Origin of the sequence: Pseudogemmobacter sp. W21_MBD1_M6 (assembly GCF_052119585.1) — a bacterium.
Taxonomy (GTDB): domain Bacteria; phylum Pseudomonadota; class Alphaproteobacteria; order Rhodobacterales; family Rhodobacteraceae; genus JBGQOJ01.
Map to the genome: position 1 here is coordinate 38,367 of NZ_JBGQOJ010000011.1, position 17,000 is coordinate 55,366.

The following is a 17,000-nucleotide window of genomic DNA, read 5'->3' on the forward strand; positions in this document are numbered from 1 at the left end:
ATCACGCTTTTGAATTGGACAAGGTCGGGTGGTCGTCCTATCTCGGATCAATGACCACACCTGTGACCCCACGCTTTTTACAGCGCACCAGCCCGCCCCACATCGCGACCCTGATCCTGATTGCCGGGCTGTCGGCGCTGTCGATGAACATCTTTCTGCCGTCGCTGCCGCATATGGCCGAGTATTTCCAGACGGATTACAAGCTGATGCAGTTGTCGGTCGCGCTATATCTGGGGATCAACGCGGCATTGCAGATCATTGTCGGCCCGATTTCAGACCGCTATGGTCGCCGCCCTGTCATCCTTGCGGGCAGCGCGTTGTTTCTGGTCGCGACGCTGGGCTGCATCTATGCGCCCAATATCACTGTCTTTCTGACCTGCCGCATGGCGCAGGCGGTGATCGTGACCGGCATGGTTCTGTCCCGCGCCGTGGTGCGCGATATGGTCCCGCAGGAACAGGCCGCGTCGATGATCGGCTATGTCACCATGGGCATGTCGATTGTGCCGATGGTCGGCCCCGCGATCGGCGGCATTCTGGATACCGCATTCGGATGGCAGGCGAATTTCTGGCTGCTGTTCATTCTTGGCGCCGCCACGCTTTGGCTGGCCTGGGCCGATCTGGGCGAAACATCCAAGAACCGCGCCACCAGCCTTGGCGCGCAGATCCGCCAATACCCCGAGCTTTTGACCTCGCAGCGGTTCTGGGGCTACTGCCTGACCGCCGCCTTTGCCTCTGGCGCGTTCTTCGCCTACCTCGGCGGCGCGCCGTTTGTCGGAACAAAGGTCTACGGGCTGGACCCCTCGCAGCTTGGCCTTTTGTTCGGGGCGCCTGCGGTCGGCTATATGCTGGGCAACTTCCTGAGCGGCCGCTATTCGGTCCGTTTCGGGATCAACGCGATGATGCTGTGGGGCACGGTGCTGTCGGCGGCGGGGCTGCTGGTGTCGATCCTGACGTTCTACGCAGGTTTCGGTTCGGTCTATGTGTTCTTCGCGTTCATGTCGTTTGTGGGCCTTGGGAACGGCATGGTCCTGCCCAATGCCAACGCAGGCATGCTGTCGGTGCGGCCGCATCTGGCGGGGTCCGCTTCGGGGCTTGGCGGCGCGATCATGATCGGCGGCGGGGCCGCGCTGTCGGCGCTGGCGGGCACTTTGCTGACGCCCGAAAACGGGGCGCTGACGCTGGTCTGGATCATGCTGATCAGTTCCGCGCTTGGCATCGTGTCGGGCCTTTGGGTGATCCGGCGCGCGCGGATGGTTGCCCCCGACTGACGCTTGCATCACCGGGTTTGCAAAGACTACAGTGATATTAGCAAACCTGCCGAGGATGCCCCGATGGCCACCCAGAAACTTTATGCCGGAGTCAAGCTGCGTGAAACACGCGGCCGCCTTGGCCTGACGCAAAAGGCCTTTGCCGCCAAGCTGGGCGTCAGCCTGCCCTATCTCAACCAGATGGAAAACAACAACCGCCCCGTCAGCACCGGCGTTGTTCTGGCGCTGGCCGGAGAGTTCGGCTTTGACGTGACCGAGCTGTCGACGGGCGACGCGGAACGCATGGTCAGCGACATGAGGGAGGCACTGGCCGATCCGGTGTTCAGCGACGGCGCGCCGCCTTTGGCCGACCTGCGCCTGACCGCGTCCAACGCGCCGGCGCTGGCCCGCGCGTTTCTGGAACTGCACCGCGCCTACCGCCAGACCCACGAGCGCCTCGCCTCGCTGGACGAAGCACTGGGGCGAGAGGACCGGCGGCCGCAATCCAGCCCCTGGGAAGAGGTGCGCGACTTTTTCCACTATTGTGACAACTACATCGACGCGGTGGACCGCGCCGCCGAACGCTTTGCCACCCGCGCGGGCGACGGGCGCGACCCCGCCGAAACCGCTGCTGCCCTGCTGAAAGAGGCGGGTGTCGACATCACCTATGGCGAAGGCGCGGGCCTGCGCGGCTATGACCGCACCACGCGCCGCCTGACCCTGTCGTCGCGGGCAACGGGGGCGACACAGCGGTTCCAGCTGCTGCACCAACTGGCGCTTTTGACCCAGAACGACCTGCTGGAGGCAACGCTGGATCTGGCGCGGTTCCAAAGTGACGCCTCGCGCAGCATCGCCAAGATCGGCATGGCCAACTATTTCGCCGGCGCGGCGCTGATGCCTTACGGCGCCTTCCTCGATGCCGCGCGGGACACGCGCCACGATCTGGAACAACTGGCCGACCGGTTCGGCGCCTCGATCGAGCAGGTGGCGCACCGCCTGTCCACCCTGCAACGCCCCGGCGCCAAGGGCATACCGTTCTACTTTGTCCGCGTCGATCAGGCCGGAACGATCACCAAACGCCACTCTGCCACGCGGCTTCAGTTCGCGCGGTTCGGCGGGGCCTGCCCGCTATGGAACGTCCACCGCGCCTTTGAAACACCGGGGCGGTTCCTGCGGCAACTGGCGGAAACGCCCGACGGGGTGCGCTACTTTTGTCTTGCGCGGGATGTGTCGAAATCGGGCGGATCGTTTCAGGCACCGGTGCGCCGCTATGCCATCGGCCTTGGCTGCGAGGTGCAGCATGCGGGCGCGCTGGTCTATGCGCAGGACATGGATATCTCTGCCGCCCGCGCGTTCGAGCCGATCGGTATTTCCTGCCGGATCTGCGAGCGGACAAACTGCCACCAACGCTCTGTTCCGCCGCTGGAGCGTGAATTGCGTGTCAACCACGACCATCGTGGGGTGCTGCCCTACGAAATAGAGCCGTGATCGCGCTTTACCGCCCGCACAATGCCCCCTACCCTGACCGCAAAACAGGAGGATCAAATGGAACTTAAAGGCAGCCGCATCATCAATGCCGACCGCGCAACGGTCTGGGCACATCTGAACAGCGCCGACACGCTTAGGGCCTGTATTCCGGGCTGCACCGATCTGACAGGATCGCCCGAAGACGGGTTCGAGGCGACGGTCACGCAAAAGGTCGGGCCGGTCAAGGCGACGTTCAAAGGGGCGGTGGAATTGTCCGATATCGTTCCGCTGACCAGCTACACCATCAGCGGCGAGGGCAAGGGCGGTGTCGCCGGTTTTGCGAAAGGCGGGGCCGCAGTGGTCCTGACAGAGGTCGAAGGCGGCACAGAGTTGACCTATGATGTCGACGCAAAGGTGGGCGGCAAGATCGCGCAACTGGGCAGCCGCCTGATCGACGGCTTCGCCCGCAAAATGGCCGACCAGTTCTTCGAGCGGTTCAAAGACACGGTAGAGGGCGCATCAGCGCCCGCCACCGGGGCCTGACCCTCAGGCGCCGCCGCGCAGAACGTGGTAGATCTGGTCTTTCAGGTCTGCCCGTTTCTTGCGGATTTCACCCTCGTATAGCTCCTCCAGCGGCTCGACATTGGTTTCGGCACGGTGGATCTTACGGTTAAGGTCGTGATATTCCTCCATCAACCGCGCGAAATGCGTGTTGTTGATCTTCAGCTCATGGATCTTTTCGGCGAATTCGGGAAAGTCGTCTGCGATTTCATGCGGCGTGTGGGACATCTTGCGCTCCTGTGTGGCGTGTCATCCACATTCATAGCTGCCCCGATGCCGTCGCACTTTGACACGGATCAAGCCGACCCGCTTCCTTTCGCTTTCTGACGCCTCTAAATATCCTCGCCGAAGGTGAAACTCCGGCCTCAGTCACGCGCGGCGCGCCATCCGGCTTTGCGGGCGTCCGCCTCGGAACAAAACCAGCGCTCGCCCTTCGCGGTGTTGATCCGCGTCTTGGCATAGCTCCGGTCGCCGGGCATGTGGTAAATCCGGCCCGACCCGCTGATATTGCCCTTGATCGCACAATCCGCAGCCGGCACCGTTTGCGCGGCAGGCTGTTGGCTGGCACGGTAGTCCCAAGGCGGCGTCGATCCGCCGCGCCACAGCCCCCGCGCCGCAAACAGCGCCTCTTTTTCGGCATCGACGTAATCCAGCGCATATTTGCGAAAGGCATAGACAATCCCGGCACGGGTCAGCATCGCGCCGATGTCCTGCCCGCCCAAAACACACCGCGCCACAAGGCGGCCATAGCGGTCGGTCTCGACCCCGGTACAGGTGATGGATTTACCGCCGATCCGGCGGGTCACTTCGGTTGTGGCCCAGCGCCCGCAGGGCCAGGCACCCTGATCGCTTGTGCAGGTCTGCTTCGCCTCGGGCGCATCGACGCCAAACAGCCGGATCCGATGGCCGGCCACATCATATGTGTCGCCGTCAATCACCCGTGCGGGGCCGGTGACCGTTTGCGCCGCTGCCGGGATCGCCAACAGGGGGGCGGCCAGCACGAGAACGAGAAGTGAACAAATTCTTAACATGCCGTGGTATTGCGGCATTGCGCGGCAAGTTCAACCGGTTCTTTAACCCGTGGTTAAAGCGGGGCGCCGTAATGCAGGATCACCGGCACGACCAGATCTTCCTCGTCTTCCAGATGCCGGTTCAAAAACCCGTGGAACTGCGACAGCGCGGTGTGCAACTCTGCGGTGCGGTCCCGCATCCCCGCCTGCCCCGCGACATGCAGCATCGCGTTGGTCCGGTCGGCCAGACGGTGGATATGCCCGTCCAACGCCAGATGGTCGCTGTCCAACAGCGCGAAGCCCTCGACCAGTTTGGCGTCATGCGCCGACAGCATCGGAAAATACTGCAGGTCTTCGATCTGGTGGTGCCCGTGCAGTTGGTTCAGAAAAAACCCCGCCAGCCGCCCTGTGTCCGCCGCATAGCGCATCGGGTCCCGGTTGCCGTCCAGAAACTGTTCGGCACCGTCCTGCAATTGCCCCATGACCTTGCGGAACATCAGGTGACGGTCCAGCCAGAACCGCGTCAGCCCGTCAAAGTTCGCGTGCCCCTCCCACCCCTCGCGGGGATAGCGGCGGACCATCTCTTGCAGGTGTTCCGGCAGTCCGCTGCGCAGCGACAAGTCATTCACGGGCTTGGGCATCGGGGTTACCTCTGGGCGGTTTTCCACGCGGGGTTGATCCATGGCTCCACGTTTGCGGGCAGCAGTGGCGTGCGGCCAAGGATGTGATCGGCGGCTTTCTCGCCCACCATAATCGAGGGGCCGTTCAGATTGCCATTGGGAATCTGCGGAAAGATCGAACTGTCGGCAAGCCGAAGGCCATCCACCCCGATCACGCGCGTCTCTGGATCGACCACGGCGCCCGCATCATCGCGCCGCCCCATGCGGGCGGTGCCGCAGGGGTGATAGGCGCTTTCGGCATGGTCGCGGATGAAGGCATCCAGCTCGTCGTCGGTTTGCACCGCGGCACCCGGCTGGATCTCGTGCTTGACGAAGGGTTTGAACGCCTCTTGCCCGAAAATCTCGCGCGTGAGGCGGATGCAGGTGCGGAAATCCTCCCAGTCCTGCGGGTCGGACATATAGTTGAAGTTGATCTTCGGCGCGTCCTTCGGATCACCCGAGCGCAGGGTGACCGCCCCGCGCGAGGCCGATCGCATGGGACCGACATGGGCCTGAAAGCCGTGCCCCTCTGCCGCGGCCTTGCCGTCATAACGCACCGCCATGGGCAGAAAATGATACTGGACATCGGGGTAATCGACGCCCGCCTTCGAACGGATAAAGGCCGCGCTTTCGAACTGGTTCGAGGCACCAAGGCCGGTTTTGGTAAACAGCCATTGCGCCCCGATGATCCCCTTCGAGATCAGGTTCCAGTGTTTATACAGCGTGATTGGCTGGCTGGCGGCCATCTGGATATACAGTTCAAGATGATCCTGAAGGTTGGCGCCGACGCCTTTGCGGTCTGCCACTACGTTGATCCCGTGATCCGACAGATGCGCCGCAGGGCCGATACCCGACAGCATCAGCAGCTTGGGCGAATTGATCGACGAGGCGGCGATGATCACTTCGGCCCGTGCGCGGATCACTTCGATCTTGCCGCCACGCTCGACCTCGACGCCTGTGGCGCGGCCCTCCTTGATCACGACCTTGCGGGCAAAGGCCCGCACCAGGTCGCAGTTCGGCCGCTTCAGCGCCGGGCGCAGATAGGCATTGGCGGCCGACCAGCGGCGGCCCTTGTGAACGGTCTGTTCCATCGGGCCAAAGCCCTCTTGCTGCTGCCCGTTATAGTCGTCGGTCAGCGGGTATCCAGCCTGATGGCCTGCCTCGACAAAGGCACGGAACAGCGGGTTGCGGCGCGGGCCGCGCGAAACATGCAGCGGGCCGTCGGTGCCGCGCCAATCGGCATCGCCGCCATGCCCGCCCGAATGCCAATGCTCCATCCGTTTGAAATAGGGCAGCACGTCGGCGTAAGACCAGCCATCGGCACCGCGTTCGGCCCAATGGTCGAAGTCGCGGGCGTGGCCACGGACATAGACCATGCCATTGATACTGCTGGAGCCGCCGATCACCTTGCCACGGGGCGTCGCCAGACGGCGGTTGCCCAGATGCGGTTCCGGTTCCGAACTGAACCCCCAGTCATAGCGCGCCATGTTCATCGGGTAGGACAAGGCGGCGGGCATCTGGATGAACGGCCCCGCGTCGGTGCCACCATGTTCGATGACCAGAACCGATTTACCCGCCTCTGCAAGACGGTAGGCAATGGCGCAGCCCGCAGAGCCTGCGCCGATGATGACATAATCCGCTTCCATCAATAGGGTGCCTCGACTTTGCCCATGGCGACATAGACGCTTTTCAGTTGCGAATAATGCTCTATCGCGGCCTTTGAGTTCTCGCGCCCGACGCCGGACATTTTGGACCCGCCAAAAGGTGCCTCGACCGGAGCGAGGTTGTAGGTGTTGATGTAGCAGGTGCCCGCCTCGAATGCAGCCACAACGCGGTGCGCGCGGGTCAGGTCGCGGGTGAAGACGCCAGCGGCAAGGCCGAAATCGGTGTCATTGGCGCGGGCGATCGCGTCGGCCTCGTCGGTGAAATCAAGCACGGACATGACCGGACCGAAGATTTCCTCGCGGGCGATGGACATATCGTCGGTGACATCGGCAAAGACGGTGGGGGCAAGGAAATATCCGGCGCGATCAACGCGGGTGCCACCGGTGACCAGACGCGCCCCTTCGGCCTTGCCCGCCTCGATGTAGCCCAGAACGATGTTCATCTGCCGCTCTGACACCATCGGGCCGAAATTGGTCGCCTCGTCCAGCGGATCGCCCAGAATGGCGGTTTCCACGCGCTCTTTCAGGCGCTTCAGAAAGGCCTCTTTGATGCCCTTCTGCACGAAAACCCGCGTGCCGTTGGAACAGACCTGCCCCGAGGAATAGAAGTTGCCCAGAATCGCGCCGCCCACGGCATCCTCGATGTCGGCATCATCGAAGACCAGGATCGGGGATTTTCCGCCCAGTTCCATCGTCACATGTTTGATATGCGCCGCCGCTGCCGCATAGACCTTGCGGCCCGTGGGCACCGATCCGGTCAACGAGACCTTGTCGACGCGTGGGTCGGTGACCAAGGCCGCGCCGACCTCTCCCATGCCCTGAATGACGTTGTAAAGCCCGGCGGGCAGTCCGGCCTCGTGCAGGATTTCCGCCACTTTCAACGCGCAAAGCGGTGTGGTTTCCGAAGGCTTGAACACCATCGCATTGCCGCAGGCCAACGCAGGCGCGCCTTTCCATGCGGCGATCTGGGTGGGGTAGTTCCAGGCCCCGATGCCGACGCAGACGCCCAGAGGCTCGCGTTTGGTATAGACGAAATCGGCACCAAGCTGGATATGCTCGCCCGTCAGGCTGCCCGCCAGTCCGCCGAAATATTCCAGCGCGTCGGCGGCAGAGGTGGCGTCTGCGACAAGCGTTTCCTGAAGTGGTTTGCCGGTATCCATCGTTTCCAGAACGCTAAGGTCGTGGTTGCGGTCGCGCAGGATGTCGGCGGCACGGCGCAGGATGCGCCCGCGCTGGGTGCCGGTCATCTGCCCCCATGCCTTTTGCGCGCGTCCGGCGGCGGTCAGGGCGCGGTCGATGATTGCGGGCGTCGCGGCGTAAACCGTCGCGATCACCTCGCCTGTGGCGGGATAGACCACGGGGATCGGCGTGCCCGACCTATCCTCGACATATTGGCCGTCGATGAAATGGCTGGCGGTGGGTTGGGTCGGATAGGTCATGATTTCTAGCCTTCGGCGAGGATATTTACAGAAGTAAGAAGCAGCGGGTTATTCCCCCCGGGGAAAGCGTTTGCTGTCTTCGAGGATATTCAGGTCCATATGGTTCCGCATGTACCGCTCTGACGCTTTTTGCAGCGGCTGATAGTCCCACGGGTAGTAGTTGCCGTTGCGCAGCGCCTCGTAGACGACCCAGCGGCGGGCCTGACTGATGCGCACGGCGGCGTCATAGGCGGACAGATCCCAGCGCGCCTCGGACTTTGCCCGCAGGCTGGTCAAAGTGGCGGCATGGGCGGGATCGCCTGCCAGATTGGTCAGCTCAAAGGGGTCGGCGTTCATGTCGAACAACTGGTCGGGGTCTGCCATGCAGCGGTTGTATTTCCACGGGCCATAGCGCAGCGACACCATCGGAGTCTGGCTGCCTTCGGCGGCGTATTCCATCGCCACGGGTGTGTCGCGGGTGCCGCCCTGCCCCAAAGGCACAAGGCTTTCGCCGCTGGTCCATGGCATGACCTCGTCCATCGAGACCCCCGCCAGATCGCAAAGCGTCGGCGTGACGTCGATGTTCGAGACAGGCGTGACCACCAGACCGGGCGTCATCGAGGGGGCCGCGATCATCATCGGCACGCGCGAGGAGCCGTCGAAGAACGACATCTTGAACCACAGGCCGCGTTCGCCCAGCATATCGCCGTGGTCAGAGACGAAGACGATCACCGCCTCCTGCCGCGAGGCCGTCAGGGCGGCGATCATCTCGCCCACTTTGTCGTCCAGATAGCTGATGTTGGCGAAATAGGCGCGGCGCGAGCGTTGCACCATCTCGTCGGTCAGATCGAAGGACCGCCAGTCGTTGGCGTCAAACAGGCGTTGCGAGTGCTTGTCCTGTTCGGCGTAGGGAATCGGGGCGACCTGCGGCATCAGGTGGTCGCAATCCTCGTAAAGATCCCAGTATTTTTTGCGCGCGACATAGGGATCGTGCGGGTGGGTGAAGCTGGCGGTCAGGCACCACGGGCGCGGATCGGCCCCGCGCGAGTAGTCGTAGATCTTGCGCACGGCATTATAGGCGACCTCGTCGTCGTATTCCATCTGGTTGGTGATCTCGGCCACGCCTGCGCCGGTGACGGACCCCATGTTGTGATACCACCAGTCGATCCGCTCGCCCGGTTTGCGATAATCCGGCGTCCAGCCGAAATCGGCGGGATAGATGTCGGTTGTCAGGCGCTCCTCGAAGCCGTGCATCTGGTCGGGGCCGACAAAGTGCATCTTGCCCGACAGGCAGGTCTGATAGCCGGCGCGGCGCAGGTGATGCGCGTAGGTCGGGATCGACGACGTGAATTCCGCAGCATTGTCATAGACGCCGGTCTGGCTGGGCAACTGCCCCGACATGAAGGCCGCCCGCCCCGGCGCACAAAGCGGCGAGGCGGTATAGGCGTTGCGGAACCGTGTGGACCGCGCCGCAAGCGCCTTTATGTTCGGGGCATGAAGCCAGTCTGCGGGGCCATCGGGAAACAGCGTGCCGTTCAACTGGTCGACCATGATGATCAGGATATTCGGTTGGGTCATTTTGGTGTCCTTAGGCCATCGGAGACGCATCCCCGCAACAGGTCCAGCGCCTGTTCCCGCGTTGTTTCACGGCTGAGTGCGGCGCGGATATACAGCCCGTCGATCAGCGAACCCAGTGTTTCTGCAAGGCGCAACGCATCCCCCGACAGGGGCCGCAGCGCAAAGGTAAGGTTCGACGCCAGACGCCGCTGGTAGATGCGCAACAACCGCCGCGCATCGTTCGAGGCCTGGGCCTGCGCGTAAAAGGTCATCCACGCGCTGACCGTTGCCGGCTCGAAACACGAGGGCGCGAAACAGGCGCGCAAAATGGCATCCAGACGCTCTGCCGGCGTTGTGGCCTGCACCAGTTGACTGCGCACCTCTGCCCCGAATTCCGACAGGATGTGCCGCATGGCCGCCAGAAAGATCTGGTCCTTGCCGCCGAAATAATGATGGGCCAGCGCGCTGGACATGCCCGCGCGTTTGGCGATCTGGCTGACGGTCACATCCAGCGACCCGACAAGCCCGACTTCGGCAATCGTGGCTTTAACCAAGGCCCGACGCCTGATAGGCTCTGCTCCAAGCTTAGGCATTTGTGGCGCTCCTTGCATCTGCCCTCGCAGGCTGGTGAAGTTTTAATTGACTAATCAATCAATAGAACTTTTACTGACAAAAAACAACCAACGGGAAAAATATAATGACAAAAATTCACTCGATCCTGACCGCCTCGGTCGCAACGCTTGCTCTTGCCGGTGCCGCACAGGCACAATGCGACAAGGTGACTTTCTCGGATGTCGGCTGGACCGACATCACCACAACCACATCTGCGACCAAGCATGTGCTTCAGGCGCTTGGCTATGAAGTCGATGTCAAGATCCTATCGGTTCCGGTGACATTCGCAGCGCTGGAAAGCGGCGATGTCGACGTCTTCCTTGGCAACTGGATGCCCGCGCAGGCCGGCGCGATCGGCCCCTACACCGAAAGCGGCGCGATCGAATCCATCGCGGAAAACCTGCAAGGCACCAAGTATACGCTGGCCGTGCCCGCCTATACCTACGACAAGGGCCTGAAGACCTACGCCGACATCAACACATTCTCTGACAGCCTTGGCGGCAAGATCTACGGCATCGAGCCGGGCAACGAAGGCAACGGCTATCTGATCTCGCTGACCGAGAAAGAAGGCTCTGGCCTGACCGGCATGGAGGTTGTCGAAAGCTCTGAGCAGGGCATGCTGGCGCAGGTCAGCCGCTATTACCCCAAACAGCAGGACGTTGTCTTTCTGGGCTGGGAACCGCACCCGATGAACTCGAACTTCGACCTCAAGTATCTGACCGGTGGCGAGGATTTCTTTGGTGGCGAAGGCGTTGTGAAAACCGTGACCCGCAAGGGCTATGTCGCGGAATGCCCCAATGTGGGCAAGCTGTTGACCAACCTGAAGTTTTCGCTGCCGATGGAAAACCTGATCATGGGTCAGATCCTGGATGAGGGCATGGAGCCGGACGTGGCGACTAAAGCATGGCTGGCCGACAATACCGACGCTGTTGCCGCATGGCTGGACGGTGTGACCACAAAAGACGGTGGCGACGCGACCGCCGCCGTTATGGCCGCACTGGGCAAATAAGCCCGCAGATGTGATTGTTACCACCCTCACCGGTTTCCGCCGGTGAGGGTTTTTATAAGAAGGGTCGCGCGAAATGGAATGGATCAAGAACTTCTTTGTCGGGATATTCGACAGTCTTTACTGGTTCGTAACCTGGCTGCCGCAACGGATACTGGGCCAGACGGACGAGAAGTTTCCGATCGGCGCCTCTGCCAAATCCTTTTTCGACTGGCTGAACGCGAATGCGTCCGGGTTTTTCGATACGCTGGCCTGGGCCATGGAAAACCTGATCGACGGGATATTGTGGGTTCTGCAAACCCCGCATCCGCTGATTATCATTGCGGGTTTTGTCGGCCTGACGTGGTATATGCAGCGCAAATGGGTGACCTGCGCGATGGTCTTTCTGGGGTTTTTGTTCATCCTTGATCAAGGCTACTGGAAGAACACCACAGAAAGCCTGACGCTTGTCCTGTCGGCCTGCGTTGTCTGCATGGGCATCGGCGTACCGATCGGCATCGCCATCGCCCACCGCCCCCGCGTTTACGCAGCAATGCGCCCGGTGCTGGACCTGATGCAAACCCTGCCGACCTTTGTTTACCTCATTCCCGCGATCGTCCTGTTCGGCCTTGGCATGGTCCCCGGCCTGATCGCCACCGTAATTTTCGTGCTGCCCGCCCCGATTCGCTTGACGCATCTTGGCATCTCGTCAACGCCGATGCCCCTGCTCGAGGCCGCGCGGGCCTTTGGTGCGACGCCGACGCAAACCCTGTGGAAGGTCGAGCTTCCCTATGCGCTGCCCCAGATCATGGCGGGCCTGAACCAGACCATCATGCTGTCCCTGTCCATGGTCGTGATTGCGGCACTGGTGGGTGCCAACGGCCTGGGCGTGCCGGTGGTGCGGGCGCTGAACTCTGTCAACACGGCCTTGGGTTTTGAATCCGGCTTTATCATCGTCGTGGTCGCGATCATGCTGGACCGTATGTTAAGGGTAGAACGCTGATGGGCACCGCTGTCGATTTCCAGAACGTCTCGATCGTCTTCGGCGAGAAACCCGAAGCCGCCCTGCCCCTGATGGACGAAGGCCAGACCCGCGGCGACATCCAGTCCGCCACAGGGCAGATCCTTGGGGTGCACAATTGCTCGTTGACCGTCGAAGAAGGCGAAATCCTTGTGCTGATGGGCCTGTCCGGCTCTGGCAAATCCACGCTGTTGCGGGCGGTGAACGGGCTGAACCCGGTGGTGCGGGGGGCTGTCCATGTCAAGGACGGCGACGAGATGGTCAATGTCACGACCTGCGACGCCAAAACACTGCGCCACATGCGGCTGTCCCGTATCGCCATGGTGTTCCAGCAGTTCGGCCTGCTACCCTGGCGCACGGTGCGCGACAATGTCGGGCTTGGATTGGAACTGGGCGGGATGGCGTCAGCCGACCGCAGGGCGAAAGTCGACGAGCAGTTGTCCCTTGTCGGCCTGTCCGACTGGGCCGACCGCAAAGTCGGAGAATTATCGGGCGGGATGCAGCAACGCGTCGGCCTTGCCCGCGCCTTTGTCACCGATGCGCCTATCCTGTTGATGGACGAACCCTTTTCCGCCCTTGACCCGCTGATCCGCGCCAAACTGCAGGACGAGCTTCTGGACCTGCAACAAAAGCTGAAACGCACAATCGTCTTCGTCAGCCATGACCTCGACGAAGCGTTCAAAATCGGCAATCGCATCGCGATAATGGAGGGCGGGCGGATCGTGCAAAGCGGCACCCCGCAGCAGATCTTCACGCATCCCGCGAATGGCTATGTGGCCGACTTCGTGGCACATATGAACCCGCTGGGGGTGCTGACCGCGCGTGACGCCATGCATCCGGTGACAGACCCCGCCCCCGCGATCACCGTCGACCCCAGTGATACCATCCAGAAGGTCATGTCCCGCGTGCAGGATACGAAACAGGCCATCGGGGTGATGGAGAACGGCAAGCTGATCGGTCAGATCACCCGCGACAGCGTCCTGGCAAAATTGCTGGATCCGCGCACATAAACGAGTATTTGGACCGAGAAGATATACGAAGATTCTTCTTGGTTCAAATATCCTCGCGCGAAGCGCAGCCTGAGTGTCCGAAGGACGCGAGGCAAAACAATCGCGCCGCAGGCGCGGCCTTTGGATCAGACCTTTGTCGCCAGATCAACCGGCGTCAGGGCGCGGCGTTTCAACCTGTGCTCGCGCCAGGTGATGAAACTGACAGCCCCCATGATCACCGCACCGCCCAGCACGACCCAGCCGTCCACCGGTTCACCGAACACCAGCGCCCCCAATGAAACGGCCCAGACCAGCTGCAAGAACGTCACGGGTTGGGTCACCGTCACTGGCGCCGCCTGAAACGCCAGTGTCATGGTGAAATGCCCCGCCGTCGCAAAGCAGGCCACAAGAAACAACCAGCCAAGCTGCGCGCCCGTCGGCGGCACCCAGACGGCCCAGGCGAAAGGCGCCAGCCCGATGGTCACCGTGACAGATAACATGCCGACAATGACCGCCGGCGATGCCTCTGCCGACATGGCCTTGGCGATCAGGTAGGACACCGCGAAAAACAAGGCGGTTCCCAGCATTGCGACATGCCCGTCAGAGATTTCGCGAAACCCCGGCCGCAGGATGATCAACGCGCCGCACAGCGCCACACCCACCGCCAGAATACGCCGCAGGGCCAGCGTTTCCCCAAGAAACAGCGCGGCCCCGATGGTGACATAGACCGGCGACAGGTAGTTCATCGCCGTCACCTCTGCCAGGGGCAGCTTGGTCATCGCGTAGAACCACAACAGCACGCCCAGCGTGTGTACCGCCCCGCGCACCCCGAACAGTGCCAATCCCCGTTTCGAGATCGGCGCGCGGAACGCTTTCAGCATCGGTAGAAGAAACACAAGCCCCAGAGCATAGCGCAGGAACGCGGCTTCTGCGGCCGGAACACTGGCGCCGATGTGCTTGACGATGGCGGTGACCGCCACAAAATTCGCTCCGGTGAAAAGCATCCACAGGACACCTGCCAAGGGGCGGTCGGGGGTGGGTTGAACAGCCATGCCGCGACCTGATCGCAACCCGCGCCAAGGTGCAAGGGGGCAAATGCAAAACGGCGCCCCGCTTGGGACGCCGTTTGTTCAAAGCAGATGACCGGTCGCCTAAAGCTGGCTTGCGACCTCTTCCGAGATGTCGAAGTTCGCGGTGACGTTCTGCACGTCATCGTCGTCTTCCAGCGCCTCGATCAGCTTCATCAGCTTTTGCGCCTCTTCAAGCCCCAGATCGGTGCGGGTTTGCGGTTTCCAGACGAGCTTGGCCGTTTCCGACTCACCCAAGGACGCCTCCAGCGCGTTCGAGACCTCGTGCAGGTCGGTATCGGCGCAATAGATCCAGTGACCTTCCTCGTCGCTTTCGACGTCTTCGGCACCGGCCTCGATTGCGGCCATCAATACGGTGTCGGCGTCGCCCGCCGCCGGTTTGTAGACAATCTCTCCCTTGCGGTCGAACATGAAGCTGACCGATCCGGTTTCGCCCATATTGCCACCGTTCTTGCCGAAGATCGACCGCACGTTGGACGCGGTGCGGTTGCGGTTGTCGGTCATCGTTTCGACCAGCACGGCAACCCCGGCGGGGCCATACCCCTCGTAGCGGATCTCGTCGTAGTTGTCGCCCTCGCCCGCGATCGACTTCTTGATCGCGCGGTCGATCACATCCTTCGGCACCGAGACCGATTTCGCCTCTTTCACCGCAAGGCGCAGACGCGGGTTCTTATCGGGGTCCGGGTCGCCCATTTTCGCAGCAACGGTGATTTCTTTCGCAAGCTTTGAAAACAGCTTCGAGCGTGCCGCATCCTGCCGCCCTTTGCGGTGCTGGATGTTTGCCCATTTTGAATGGCCTGCCATGACCTTCTCCGACCTGTTATAATTTCTGGGCCTCTATATGTCAGACCGCATGGACCGTGCAAGGGTGCCACGCATTGCAATCGGGCCCGCGATCCGGTTGGGTGAGGCGACGCCAAAGGAGACACCGCCCGTGACCCAAGACCAGATCATTCTTTTCACCCTGTTCGCGGCCGTCTTCGGGATGCTGCTTTGGGGGCGGTTCCGCTATGACATCGTTGCCTTTTCCGCGTTGATGATCGGCGTGGTTCTGGGGGTTGTCCCGGCGCCGGACGCCTTTGCGGGATTCGGGCACCCGGCGACGTTGATCGTGGCGCTTGTTCTGGTGGTGTCTGCGGGGCTGGTGCGGTCGGGCGCGGTCATGCTGATCACCCGCACGATGATCGACGCAAGCCGCAGCCTTGGCGCGCATATCGCGATCATGGGGGTGATCGGCGGCGTGCTGTCGGCGTTCATGAACAATGTCGCGGCACTGGCGCTGTTGATGCCCGTCGATATCCAGACCGCGCGCAAGGCGGGGCGGGCACCGGGCCTGTCGCTGATGCCGCTGTCGTTCGCCACTATTCTGGGCGGGATGGTCACGCTGATCGGAACGCCGCCCAATATCATCATCGCCACCATCCGCGCCGACACGCTGGGCGCGCCGTTCAATATGTTCGATTTTGCCCCTGTGGGCGGCATTACGGCCCTGGCGGGGCTGTTGTTTGTGGCATTTGTCGGATGGCGGCTGATCCCGCAAGCGGATGCGCAGGCCGTGGCGGGAGATCCGATGGCCAGCATTTCCGCCTATATCGCGGAACTGACCCTGCCCGAGGGATCAAAATTGATCGGCCAGCGGGTCAGCGACCTTTACCCCGAGGGCGACAAGATGGATGTTGCCGTTCTGGGCCTGATCCGCGACGGAAAACGCCGCTATGGCACGGCGCGAAACGTGCAATTGCAAGCCGGAGACGCGCTGGTGCTGGAGGCAACGCCGGACGCGATCGACGAATTCCGCACGGCACTGAAGCTGGATTTTACCGAGACCGAGCGTCAGGCCCATCTGGACGCGGTAGGCGAAGGCGTTTCGCTGGTCGAGGTGGTTGTCACCGACGGCGCGCGCATCATGGGCAAGACCGCGCAATCCATCGGCCTTGGCTGGCGCCAGCGCACGGTGCTGATGGGCATTTCGCGGCGCGGTCAGAAGATCGTCGCGCAGGTGCGCAAGACGACCGTGCAGACCGGCGACATCCTGTTGCTGCTGGTGCCGTCCGACGCGCAGGGCGATGTGGTGGAATGGCTGGGCTGTCTGCCGCTGGCCGAACGCGGGCTGGCCGTGACCAATGACAAGAAAGTCTGGCTGGCCATCGGGTTGTTCGGCGGTGCGGTTGCCGCCGCCAGTTTTGGCCTGATCTATCTGCCTGTGGCGCTTGGGCTGGTGGTCATTGCCTTTGTGCTGGCAAAAATCGTACCGCTGGCAGAGCTTTATACCCATATCGAATGGCCCGTTGTCGTCCTGCTGGGGTCGATGATCCCTCTGGGGTCGGCGCTTGAAACCTCTGGCGGGACCGAGTTGATCGCAGGCTGGATCGTCAGTCTGACGCAGGGCCTGCCAGCCTGGATGATCCTGACCGCGCTGATGGTTGTCACCATGACGCTGTCGGATGTGCTGAACAACACGGCCACGACGATTGTGGCGGCCCCGATCGGCATCCAGATGGCGCAAAGCCTTGGCGTGAACCCCGATCCGTTCCTGATGGCGGTCGCCGTTGCGGCGTCTTGCGCGTTCCTGACGCCGATCGGGCACAAGAACAACACGCTGATCCTTGGGCCGGGCGGCTACCGCTTTGGCGATTACTGGCGGATCGGGCTGCCGCTGGAGCTGATCGTGATCGCCGTTTCCATCCCGTCGATCCTTGTGTTCTGGCCTTTGTAGGCCAAT

16 protein-coding genes are annotated in these 17,000 nt (G+C 62.2%); 7 read left to right on the forward strand and 9 right to left on the reverse strand.

The window, feature by feature from the left end:
* Positions 1-50 precede the first annotated feature (50 nt).
* The 3 genes from ACEN2R_RS12350 (at position 51) to ACEN2R_RS12360 (ending at position 3,257) form a co-directional block, all read left to right on the forward strand.
* Entirely contained in the window at positions 51-1,268 is a 1,218-nt protein-coding gene (locus ACEN2R_RS12350) for a multidrug effflux MFS transporter (protein ID WP_442042609.1), read from the forward strand.
* Between the two features lie 63 nt (positions 1,269-1,331).
* On the forward strand, positions 1,332-2,735 hold the full coding sequence (locus ACEN2R_RS12355) for a helix-turn-helix domain-containing protein (protein WP_442042611.1): 1,404 nt from the start codon (positions 1,332-1,334) through the stop codon (positions 2,733-2,735).
* 57 nt (positions 2,736-2,792) lie between these two features.
* Positions 2,793-3,257, forward strand: a complete 465-nt coding sequence (locus tag ACEN2R_RS12360; RefSeq protein WP_442042613.1) for a CoxG family protein — start codon at positions 2,793-2,795, stop codon at positions 3,255-3,257.
* A 3-nt stretch (positions 3,258-3,260) separates the two neighbouring features.
* Here ACEN2R_RS12360 and ACEN2R_RS12365 read toward each other — a convergent pair whose 3' ends face one another.
* The 7 genes from ACEN2R_RS12365 to betI all read right to left on the reverse strand — a co-directional run bounded on the left by ACEN2R_RS12365 (position 3,261) and on the right by betI (position 10,176).
* On the reverse strand, positions 3,261-3,503 hold the full coding sequence (locus ACEN2R_RS12365; RefSeq protein ID WP_442042615.1) for a YdcH family protein: 243 nt from the start codon (positions 3,501-3,503) through the stop codon (positions 3,261-3,263).
* A gap of 137 nt (positions 3,504-3,640) precedes the next feature.
* Positions 3,641-4,306, reverse strand: a complete 666-nt coding sequence (locus ACEN2R_RS12370; protein ID WP_442042617.1) for a thermonuclease family protein — start codon at positions 4,304-4,306, stop codon at positions 3,641-3,643.
* A gap of 53 nt (positions 4,307-4,359) precedes the next feature.
* Positions 4,360-4,968 (reverse strand): hemerythrin domain-containing protein, encoded by a 609-nt coding sequence (locus ACEN2R_RS12375; protein WP_442042619.1) that lies wholly within the window; start codon positions 4,966-4,968, stop codon positions 4,360-4,362.
* Complete coding sequence (betA, locus tag ACEN2R_RS12380; protein ID WP_442042621.1) at positions 4,932-6,590, reverse strand: choline dehydrogenase; 1,659 nt, start codon at positions 6,588-6,590, stop codon at positions 4,932-4,934. The genes ACEN2R_RS12375 and betA overlap by 37 nt, the downstream gene beginning before the upstream one ends.
* On the reverse strand, positions 6,590-8,047 hold the full coding sequence (gene betB / locus ACEN2R_RS12385) for a betaine-aldehyde dehydrogenase (protein ID WP_442042623.1): 1,458 nt from the start codon (positions 8,045-8,047) through the stop codon (positions 6,590-6,592). Before betB ends, betA begins: the two co-directional genes overlap by 1 nt.
* Positions 8,048-8,095: 48 nt before the next feature.
* Positions 8,096-9,604 (reverse strand): choline-sulfatase, encoded by a 1,509-nt coding sequence (gene betC, locus ACEN2R_RS12390; protein WP_442042625.1) that lies wholly within the window; start codon positions 9,602-9,604, stop codon positions 8,096-8,098.
* Positions 9,601-10,176 (reverse strand): choline-binding transcriptional repressor BetI, encoded by a 576-nt coding sequence (gene betI / locus ACEN2R_RS12395; RefSeq protein ID WP_442042627.1) that lies wholly within the window; start codon positions 10,174-10,176, stop codon positions 9,601-9,603. The genes betC and betI overlap by 4 nt, the downstream gene beginning before the upstream one ends.
* A 104-nt stretch (positions 10,177-10,280) precedes the next feature.
* On the opposite strand from betI, the gene choX reads away from it, so the two are divergent.
* The 3 genes from choX (at position 10,281) to choV (ending at position 13,211) form a co-directional block, all read left to right on the forward strand.
* The gene (gene choX / locus ACEN2R_RS12400; RefSeq protein WP_442042629.1) at positions 10,281-11,204 is read left to right on the forward strand and encodes a choline ABC transporter substrate-binding protein; all 924 of its coding nucleotides are present in this window, start codon (positions 10,281-10,283) and stop codon (positions 11,202-11,204) included.
* A gap of 73 nt (positions 11,205-11,277) precedes the next feature.
* A complete protein-coding gene (gene choW / locus ACEN2R_RS12405) occupies positions 11,278-12,183 on the forward strand; it encodes a choline ABC transporter permease subunit (protein ID WP_442042631.1) in 906 nt (301 codons plus the stop codon).
* Positions 12,183-13,211: a choline ABC transporter ATP-binding protein gene (gene choV / locus ACEN2R_RS12410; RefSeq protein ID WP_442042633.1), complete on the forward strand. Its 1,029-nt coding sequence runs from the start codon at positions 12,183-12,185 to the stop codon at positions 13,209-13,211. The genes choW and choV overlap by 1 nt, the downstream gene beginning before the upstream one ends.
* A 125-nt stretch (positions 13,212-13,336) precedes the next feature.
* On the opposite strand, the gene ACEN2R_RS12415 is transcribed toward choV, so the two are convergent.
* Positions 13,337-14,242: a DMT family transporter gene (locus tag ACEN2R_RS12415; protein WP_442042635.1), complete on the reverse strand. Its 906-nt coding sequence runs from the start codon at positions 14,240-14,242 to the stop codon at positions 13,337-13,339.
* 99 nt (positions 14,243-14,341) lie between these two features.
* On the reverse strand, positions 14,342-15,082 hold the full coding sequence (locus tag ACEN2R_RS12420; protein ID WP_442042637.1) for a YebC/PmpR family DNA-binding transcriptional regulator: 741 nt from the start codon (positions 15,080-15,082) through the stop codon (positions 14,342-14,344).
* Positions 15,083-15,212: 130 nt separating this feature from the next.
* On the opposite strand from ACEN2R_RS12420, the gene ACEN2R_RS12425 reads away from it, so the two are divergent.
* The gene (locus ACEN2R_RS12425; RefSeq protein ID WP_442042764.1) at positions 15,213-16,994 is read left to right on the forward strand and encodes an SLC13 family permease; all 1,782 of its coding nucleotides are present in this window, start codon (positions 15,213-15,215) and stop codon (positions 16,992-16,994) included.
* Positions 16,995-17,000: the final 6 nt, after the last annotated feature.